This is a genomic window from Streptomyces sp. NBRC 110611, assembly GCF_001590865.1.
In the GTDB taxonomy this organism is placed as follows: domain Bacteria; phylum Actinomycetota; class Actinomycetes; order Streptomycetales; family Streptomycetaceae; genus Streptomyces.
This window is the reverse complement of the sequence record NZ_BBUY01000004.1, coordinates 506,777-515,614: the sequence shown is the minus strand read 5'-3', so window position 1 is coordinate 515,614 and position 8,838 is coordinate 506,777. Positions and strand designations below refer to the sequence as shown.

General features: G+C 73.7%; 7 protein-coding genes. 1 reads left to right on the top strand and 6 read right to left on the bottom strand.

Annotated elements, in window-relative coordinates:
• A partial coding sequence (locus AZE13_RS13125) for a phytoene desaturase family protein (RefSeq protein ID WP_066930664.1) occupies positions 1-1,278 on the bottom strand: 1,278 nt, incomplete at its 3' end.
• A gap of 197 nt (positions 1,279-1,475) precedes the next feature.
• On the opposite strand from AZE13_RS13125, the gene AZE13_RS13120 reads away from it, so the two are divergent.
• Positions 1,476-2,765: a glycoside hydrolase family 27 protein gene (locus AZE13_RS13120; protein WP_066930563.1), complete on the top strand. Its 1,290-nt coding sequence runs from the start codon at positions 1,476-1,478 to the stop codon at positions 2,763-2,765.
• Positions 2,766-2,792: 27 nt separating this feature from the next.
• Here the strand turns inward: AZE13_RS13120 and AZE13_RS13115 are convergent, their stop codons facing one another.
• The 5 genes from AZE13_RS13115 to AZE13_RS13095 form a co-directional block, all read right to left on the bottom strand.
• Positions 2,793-4,760 (bottom strand): serine/threonine-protein kinase, encoded by a 1,968-nt coding sequence (locus tag AZE13_RS13115; RefSeq protein ID WP_066930562.1) that lies wholly within the window; start codon positions 4,758-4,760, stop codon positions 2,793-2,795.
• Positions 4,761-5,095: 335 nt separating this feature from the next.
• The gene (locus AZE13_RS13110) at positions 5,096-6,313 is read right to left on the bottom strand and encodes an acyl-CoA dehydrogenase family protein (protein ID WP_066930561.1); all 1,218 of its coding nucleotides are present in this window, start codon (positions 6,311-6,313) and stop codon (positions 5,096-5,098) included.
• A 229-nt stretch (positions 6,314-6,542) separates the two neighbouring features.
• Positions 6,543-6,992: a hypothetical protein gene (locus tag AZE13_RS13105; RefSeq protein WP_066930560.1), complete on the bottom strand. Its 450-nt coding sequence runs from the start codon at positions 6,990-6,992 to the stop codon at positions 6,543-6,545.
• Positions 6,993-7,136: 144 nt separating this feature from the next.
• A complete protein-coding gene (locus tag AZE13_RS13100) occupies positions 7,137-7,901 on the bottom strand; it encodes a VOC family protein (RefSeq protein ID WP_066930559.1) in 765 nt (254 codons plus the stop codon).
• Positions 7,902-8,080: 179 nt separating this feature from the next.
• The gene (locus tag AZE13_RS13095; RefSeq protein ID WP_066930558.1) at positions 8,081-8,671 is read right to left on the bottom strand and encodes a TetR/AcrR family transcriptional regulator; all 591 of its coding nucleotides are present in this window, start codon (positions 8,669-8,671) and stop codon (positions 8,081-8,083) included.
• Positions 8,672-8,838 lie beyond the last annotated feature (167 nt).

Here is an 8,838-nt window from a genome sequence, read left to right as displayed (position 1 = left end):
CTCGGCGAGGTGGCGGTCCAGCTCGGCGAGGGTGGCCGCCAGCAGGCGGTCACGGGTGGCCGCGTGGCCGGCGTCGTCGGCGGTGAACAGCCGGGCCGGGGTGTGCAGGCCGAAGAGCGTGAGCGTCTGGTAGCCCCGGCGGACCAGGTCGGCGCCGAGGACGGAGGGATCGGTGAGCGAGTGGCAGTAGATCTCCGACGGCGGGGAGGAGGGCGGTTCACCGGCCGCGGCCTCGCGGTAGGAGCGCTCCAGCCCGCGGTAGCCCTCGGCGATGTGGAAGGTGCCGGAGAACGCCTCGCGGGGGTCCACCTCGGTGTCGCGCAGCCGCGGCAGCCGGGTGAGCAGCATGTTCACCTTGAGCTGGGCCCCTTCGGCCGCTGGTGGCGGGGCCTCGCCCAGGAGGCGGGCCAGTTCCCTCGGGGAGGCGTTGACCAGGACCCGGCGGGCGCCGATCGTGCCCTGGTCGCAGGTCACCTCAGCGGTACGGCCGTCCGTCGCGAGAGCGGTCACCGGGCAGCCGGTGACGATCTCGGCCCCGGCCCGGCGGGCGGCGTCGGCGAGCGCGTCGGTGAGGGCGCCCATACCGCCGAGGGGGACATCCCAGTCACCGGTGCCGCCGCCGATGACGTGGTAGAGGAAGCAGCGGTTCTGGCGCAGCGACGGGTCATGGGCGCCGGCGAAGGTGCCGATGAGGGCGTCGGTGAGGACCACGCCGCGGACCAGGTCGTCGGCGAAGGTCTCCTCGATCAGCTCGCCCAGGGGGCGTTCGAAGAGGGCGTGCCAGGTGGTGTCGTCGTCGACGGCGGCGCGCAGTGCGGCGCGGGTGGGGAGGGGTTCGGTGAGCGTGGGGAAGACCCGTTCGGCGAGCCGTCGGGTGGTGCCGTAGAAGCGCTGCCAGGCCTCGAACTCCCGGCCTGTGCCGGTGAGTCGGGCGAAGGAGGCGCGGGTGCGGGCCTCGTCGCCGCCGACCAGGAGACCGGTGGGGCGGCCGCCGCGTACCGCGGGGGTGTAGGACGAGACCGGGCGCCGGCGGACCGCGAAGCGCAGCCCGAGGTCCCGCACGATCTTCGACGGCAGCAGGCTGACGAGGTAGGAGTAGCGGGAGAGCCGGGCGTCGACGCCGGGGAAGGCCTGGGCCGACACCGCGGCGCCACCCGTGTGGTCCAGCCGCTCCAGCACCAGCACGCTGCGCCCGGCGCGGGCGAGATACCCGGCGGCCACCAGGCCGTTGTGGCCGCCGCCGACGATGACGGCGTCATACGTAGTCCGTTCCGGCATGCCTCTTGCTAACACGCGGCGCTCCCGGTCGCCAGCGCACGCGGCTGAATCCTCCGGCCCGGCCGGTGCGGCTTCTTGACCGGTCGTCGGGCCGCTTCTAACGTCCGGCCGTGCTCCGCCCGGCGCCGCTCCCCCGGCCTCCCCAGGGCCTGTCCGATGGGCCCGCCCCTGGCCGCCCGCCCACCACGAGGTGACCCGTGTCCCACCCTTCGGTACCCCGTATCGGCCGCACGGTCGCCGGCCTCGGCACCGCCGCCGTCTGCTCGGCCGGGCTGCTCGCGGCCCCCGCGCCGGCCTCCGCCTCCCCCGGCGCACGGCACACCACCAGGCCGTACCCGAACCTGGCCACGACTCCCCCGATGGGCTGGAACAACTGGTCGTACTACGCCTGCCGGATCAACGAGAAGGTGGTCCTCGACAACGCCCGGGCGCTGGTCCGGACCGGGCTGGCGCGGCGGGGCTACGACACCGTCACGGTCGACGACTGCTGGATGAGCAGACGGCGCGGTCCCCGGGACGAACTGGTGCCGGACCCGGTGAAGTTCCCGCACGGTATGGCGTACGTCGGACAGCAGCTGCACCGGATGGGCCTGAGGTTCGGCATCTACACCGACGTCGGCACGCTGACCTGCGAGAAGTACCCGGGCAGCCTGGGCCACTTCCGGCAGGACGCCCAGCTCTTCGCCCGCTGGAAGGTGGACTACGTCAAGGCGGACGGCTGCAATGTGCCGGTTCCCCGGGGGCGCGGCAAGGAAGAGACCTACCGCGACCTGTACGGGCAGCTGAGCAGTGCGCTCCGGGACGCCGGCCGGCCGATCACCTTCTCCGTCTCGGCGCCCGCCTACTTCCAGTTCGACGGCGACCGGGTCTGGCACCGGGTCATCGGCTGGTCGTCGGAGCTGGGCAACCTGTGGCGGGGCGGCCGGGATGTGGCCGGGCGGAAGAGCTCCCCGGCCACGAAGTGGGCCTCGATCCTCTACAACTTCCGCTACAACGCGAACCTGGCCGAACTCCAGCGGCCCGGACGCTGGAACGACCCGGACTTCCTGCTGGTCGGCGACTCCGATCTGACACGGCAGGAGATGCGGAGCCAGATGTCGCTGTGGGCGATGATGGCGGCACCGCTGATCTCCAGCACGGACGTCGGCAAGCTGTCCGGGGCGGCGCGCGAGATCCTGGGCAACGAGCGGGTCATCGCCGTCGACCAGGATCCGCTCGGCGTCCAGGGCCGTATCGTGCAGCAGGGCCGGGACTCCACGGTGCTGGCCAAGCCGCTGGCGAACGGCGACTGGGCGATCGCGCTGTTCAACGCGGGTGACGCGGCCCGCACCCTGTCCATCACGGCGGGCGCGGCAGGGCTGCCGGAGGCGGGCTCCTATCGGCTGCGCGATCTGGTCACCGGCCGCGGCCTGCGCAGCGACGGCGAGATCGTGGCCCGGCAGGTGCCGGCGCACGGCACGGTCCTCTACCGCGTCACCCCCGGCTGAGGCGCTACCTCCGCCGCGCGGCGGAGGCTAACGCCGTCGCGCGGCGCGCTCGCGGCGGAGGGCCGCGACGCGGCGGTGCAGGGCGGCCGCCTCGTCCGGCCGGGACAGCTGTTCCAGGCACTCGGCGAGGTCGCTCTGGCTGGCCAGGGTGTCGGGGTGGGCGGCGCCCAGGACCCGTTCGCGGGCCGCGGCGACCTGCCGGTAGGTGTCCAGTGCGTCGCCCCAGCGGCGGAGCCAGCCCAGCGCGACGGCCGTCTCCCGGCGGCTGACCAGGGTGTCCGGGTGGTCGGGGCCGAGCACCCGTTCGCGCGCCCCGGCCACCTCACGGGCCTCCGCCAGCGCTTCCTGCCAGCGGTTCAGCCGCCCCAGATTGACGCCCAGGCCGTGCCGGGCGCGGAGGGTGTCCGGGTCGTCGGCACCCCGGGTGCGGGTGCGGGCGGCGACCAGGTCGCGGTAGAGCGTGACCGCCTCCGCGCTGCGGCCGAGCCGGCCGAGGCCGATGCCGACCTCGTAGCGGGCGGCGAGGGTGTCGGGGTGGTCCGGGCCGAGCGAGGCCGCACGGGCCGCGGCGACCTCCTGGTGGGTCCGCAGCGCCGCCGACCAGTTGCCCAACTTGCCGAGCACTTCGGCGAGTTCGTGACGGGTGGTGAGGGTGTCGGGGTGGTGCGCGCCGAGTACCCGGGCGCGCGCCTCGGCCACGTCCTGGGCGAGGGCGCGGCAGTCCTCCAGCCGGCCCAGCCGCCCGAGGTTGAACGCGAGGTGGTGACGGCAGCTCAGGGTGTCCGGGTGGTCGGGGCCCAGTGCGTGTTCCTGGCCGGTCAGCACCTCGGCGTAGATCTGGTGCGCCTCGAAGCAACGGCCCCGGCGGGCCAGCTCATGGGCGGTCTCCAGCCGGGCGGCGAGGACGGCCCGCCGGCCGGCCGGGGGCGCCGGGCTGGCGATCGAGGTGCCCCGGGGGATATCGCCGGGCCGGGAGTGGCCGCCATGGGTCCAGGAGTCGGTGAGGACCGCGGCGGCCCGGTCCGACGGCCGGGGCCGCGGGTGCCGGTCGGTGCCCGCCGGGGAGCCGGCGGTGATGCCCCGGGTCCAGGAAGGCAGCCGGGGGACCGTGACGGTGGTGTCCCCGGCGCCCTGGCCGGAGTGCGGATGACGGGCACCGGCGAGGCGTTTGACCAGTTCGTCGGCGTCGGTGGGCCGGTCGTCGGGCTCCTTGGCGAGCAGGTCCAGCACGATCCGCTCATAGGCCTCGGGCAGGTCGGGGCGGATCGTACGCGGCGGAGCCGGGGCGGTGTCGCGGTGGCCGACGAGCACCGCCCAGGCGTCGCCGAGGTCGAACGGCGGGACCCCGGTGGTCAGCTCGTAGAGGACGCAGCCGAGCGAGTAGAGGTCGCTGCGGTGGTCGACGGGGTGGGCGCCGATCTGCTCGGGCGACATGTAGTGCGGGCTGCCCATGGCCATGCCGGTGCCGGTGAGGCGGGCAGTGAAGCCGATGTCGTGGTTGAGCCGGGCGATGCCGAAGTCGCAGATCTTGACCGTGCCGTCGGTGGTGCGGACGATGTTCGCCGGTTTCAGGTCGCGGTGGACGATGGCCTGTTCGTGGGTGTAGGCGAGCGCGGCGGCGACCTGTTCGGCGATGTCGATGATGTCCGGGACGGGCAGCGGCTGGCGCCGGTTGTCGTCCAGGAGCTGGCTGAGGTTACGGCCGGTGAGCAGCTCCATGACGATGAAGAGGGTGCCGTCGTCCTCGCCGAAGTCATGGACGACGGTGATGCCGCGGTGCTGGAGGGATGCCGCGACCCGGGCCTCGCGGCGGAAGCGTTCGCGCAGCACCTGCAGGAACGACGGTTCGTGCCGGGGGCCGAGCGGCTTGAGGCACTTGACGGCGACCTGGCGCTCCAGGGATTCGTCGCGGGCCCGCCAGACCTCGCCCATACCGCCGCGCCCGATGGTGTCGCACAGCCGGTACCGCCCCTGGATCAGTCTGTTTTCCGCCATGGTCGATCGCCGCCCCCGTCCCCGTCTCCGGTCAGCCGCGCAGCTCCCCCTGCGTGTCCTGCTGTCCGCCCAGTATGGCCGTGGAACGGTGGAGCTTGTAGGCCGCTGGGCGGGTGTCGTAACCGAGTCGCCGGACTGCGCGCAGGATATGACGGGGGGACAGCCGTCGGCGGACCGTGGCGGAATGGCGCGAAGGCGGCGGCCGGTGGCGCGGAGCGGGCGGGTGACGGCGCACGACGCGGGCCCGGAGCGGGCGGGCGACGGCGCACGACGGGGGCGCGGGCCGCCCGCCGACAGCGGTAGCCGGAGCGCCATCCCGCGCCCTCTCCGGCCGGTCAGCGTCGTACGCGGGGCATGCCGAGGCCGATCCAGGAGATGATCTCGCGCTGGATCTCATTGTTGCCGCCGCCGAAGGTGAAGATCACGGCGGAGCGGTAGCCGCGCTCCAGTTCGCCGTGGAGCACCGCGCCGGCCGAGCCCTCCTTGAGGGGGCCCGCGGCGCCGACGATCTCCATCAGCCAGGCGTAGGCGTCCCGGCGGGCCTCGGAGCCGTAGACCTTGACCGCGGAGGCGTCCTGTGGGGTCAGTGTGCCCTGCTGGAGCGCGTCGACCATCTGCCAGTTCAGCAGCCGCATGGCGTCCAGTCGGGTGTGGGTGCGGGCCAGCCGTCCGCGCACCCAGCCCAGGTCGATCACCCGGCGGCCGTCGGCGAGTTGGGTGCCGGCCGCCCAGCGCTGGACGTCCCGCAGCGCGCGGACGGCCATGGTGCCGTGGGCGGCGAGGGTGACCCGTTCGTGGTTGAGCTGGTTGGTGATGATCCGCCAGCCCTGGTTCTCCTGGCCCACGCGGTGGGCGGCCGGGACGGTGATGTTCTCGTAGTAGCTGGCGGTGGTGGCGTGCGAGGCGAGGGTGTTGATGACCGTGCAGGAGTAGCCGGGGTCGCTGGTCGGGACCAGGAGTACGGTGATGCCCTTGTGGGGCGGGACCCCCTCTTCCACGGGGGCGGTACGCACGGCCAGCCAGACCCAGTCGGCGGTGTCCCCGTTGGTGGTCCAGATCTTCTGTCCGTTGACGACATAGCGGCCGGTCGCCTCGTCTTCCTCGCGCACCGCGCGGGTCCTGAGGGCGGCCAGGTCGGTGCCGGCGTCCGGTTCGCTGTAGCCGATCGCGAAGTCGATCTCGCCGGTGAGGATCCTGGGCAGGAAGTGGGCCTTCTGTTCCTCGGTGCCGTACCGCATGAGCGTGGGGCCGACGGTGTTCAGTGCCATCAGGGGCAGCGGTACGCCCGCCTGAGCGGCCTCGTCGAAGAAGATGAACTGTTCCATCGGGGTCATCCCGCGCCCGCCGTACTCCTTCGGCCAGCCGACTCCGAGCCAGCCGTCGGCGCCGAGGCGGCGTACCGTCTCGCGGTAGAAGCGCTGGTGAGCGGTGGGGCCGGCGGCGGAGGCGCCTTCCCGGGCGGGCACGGAGGCGCCGGCCGGCACCAGCTCGGCGAAGTAGGCACGCAGTTCGGCGCGCAACCGCAGCTGCTCGGGGGTGTAGTCGAGGTGCACGGCAGACCCTCCCGTCCGTCCGGTCCGGTGGTCCGGTCCGCGGGGGCCGTGCGCGCGGTTCTGACGGCCCGCCGGATCGGTCGAGGGGCACAGTAGAACGCGTTTCAGTAATACGGAAGAGCCCCTCCCGGCCTCCCCGGCAGCCGTCCCGGCGGGCGCGCACGAAGGCCCGGTCCGGCACCCACGGCGCACCGGACCGGGCCGCTGCCCCGGCCTCTCACCGCACGGCTCACCCCACGGCGTGCCCCGCGAGGTCACGGTTGTAGTGGTCGCTGCCGGGGTGGATGCCGCCGCGCAGCACGTCCTTGCAGTACTTGACGTGACCGCTGTTCGTCACGTACTTCGCCGCGACCCAGGCCGCCCGCTCCTCCCGGGTGAGGTACCAGACGGTGTTGCCGCCGACGGGCTGGGTACGGACCTTGCACACCAGGCCGACCTGCATACCGCGGTGGAAGTAGCCCTTCACGGAGGAGTCGGTACTGGGATACTGACGCGCGCTCAGGCCCTTCTTGCTGGTGACGGTCCCGTACGGCTTCGCGGTGGTACTGGGGGGCCCAGGCGTCGCCTGGGCGGGGGACGCAATGGACAGCGTCGCACCGAGGGCGACCGCCGCGGTCAGTGCGCCCGCGCCGGCTGCGAGCTTCTTGCCTCGGGCCACGAGGATGTCGGTCGTGGACATAGGGGGTCTCCTGTTCTTGACGCGCAATGCCACCCATTGGCGCGGAGTGGACATTACGCACAAAACACGCCCGGAATGCGGTGCAACGACGGACAGGCAGCCGATCGTGTGACAAAAAGACCGCACGCCGGAAGAGCGCGGCGATCACCCCTCGGTGCCCACACGATGGATCCCGAAGGAGGCCCCTCGCGGGTCCCGGATCACGGCGATCCGCGGTCCGTGCGGCACGTCCGTGGGGGGCACCAGCAGCACGCCCCCGGCCTCCGTGGCCCGGGCGGCCGTGTCGTCGACATCGGCCACCGCGAAGTACGGCAGCCAGTACGCCCCGACGTCGTCCGGGTAGAACTCGTCCAGTGCGCTCATCCCGCCGAAGTCGGCCCCGTCGACGCCCCATTGGGGATAGTCCTCGTGCGTCCCCACGGTCCAGCCGAAGACCCGGGTGTAGAAGGCCTTGGCGGCCTCCTCGTCGCGGGTGGCCAGCTCGACCCAGCCCAGCGAACCCGGGGCGTTGAAGACCCCGGCTCCGGCGAAGGTCCCGGCCTGCCACACCGAGAACACGGCCTCCTCCGGGTCGGCGAGGACGGCGAACCGGCCCAGGCCGAGGACGTCCCGCGGCGCCGTCAGCTCCCGCCCGCCGGCCGCGGTGACCGCCGCGGCCAGCGCATCGGCGTCCCGCGTCGCGAACGACACGGTCCAGGCGGCCGGCTGCCCCGGGGCGTACAGCGGACTCACCGCGGCGACCGGGGCGGCGCCCAGGTACAGCACGATGGAGCCGCCGGCCTCGGCGCGCGGGCCGGTCTCGGCGCGCCAGCCGAAGACCTTGCGGTAGTAGGCCGCGGCGGCCTCGACATCCGGAGTACCCAGCTCCACCCAGCAGGGCGCGCCGGGGGTGGGCTCGGTGATCTTCACGGTGCCGTCCGCCTCCGCGCCGGGCGGTGGCCGGGCCGTGCCGCGGCCGGGCCCGTACGCCGCCGGTCGCTGTCCGGTCGTGTCCGTACGTTGCCGATCGTGCGACGGGGGCGAGAGGGCCGCAACCGGAAGGTGGCCCCGGCGCCGAGCCGGCCTGCCCAACGGACCGGCCCCACGGCTCACCGGCCCAGGCCGGACCAGCCGTTCCGCAGGTGCGCGAAGATCTCGTCCAGTGCGCGGCCGGGATCGCGGGCGCCGCCGGCGAGCCTCGGGGCGGTCAGCGCATAGTGGGCCAGCGCGCGCACCGGCACCGCGTCCGGCGCGCGGCCGGCCGCCTCGGCGATCGCACCGGCCAGGGCCTCCTCATGGCGCAGCCACATCCGGTGGGCGTACTCGACGAGCGCCGGGGTGGTCTCGACCAGCCCCCGGAAGCCGCGGAACTCCGGTGCCCGACGGGCCGAGAGCAGCACCTCGCGGAGGTGTTCCTGGAGCGCGTCCAGGACCGTCCGGCCCGCTGCCCGGTCGCGGACGGCGGCGACCAGCGCGGCCCCCAGCTCGGCGTCCCGGTCGAACACCAGGGCCTCCTTGCCGGAGAAGTGCTTGAACAGCGTGGTCACCGAGACGTCCGCGGCCTCGGCCACGTCCTTGACGCTCACCCCGTCGTAACCGCGCTCCAGAAACAGCCGGAGGGCGGCGTCGGCCAGCGCCTTGCGGGTCTGCGCCTTCTTGCGTTCCCGGCGGCCGGGCGCCGGCTCGTTCGCGGTGGTCACGTCCCGTCGTCCTGTCCATACATCCGGCGCATATGGCGCAGGATGCCCTGCGGGGCGTCGGGGGCGAGGGCGGTGGCCAGACCGCGGGCGGCGCCCTCGGCCGCCTCGGCGGAGCGGGGCAGCATCACCCCTTCATACGCCCGCACCGCCTCGTCCGGGTCGACGTG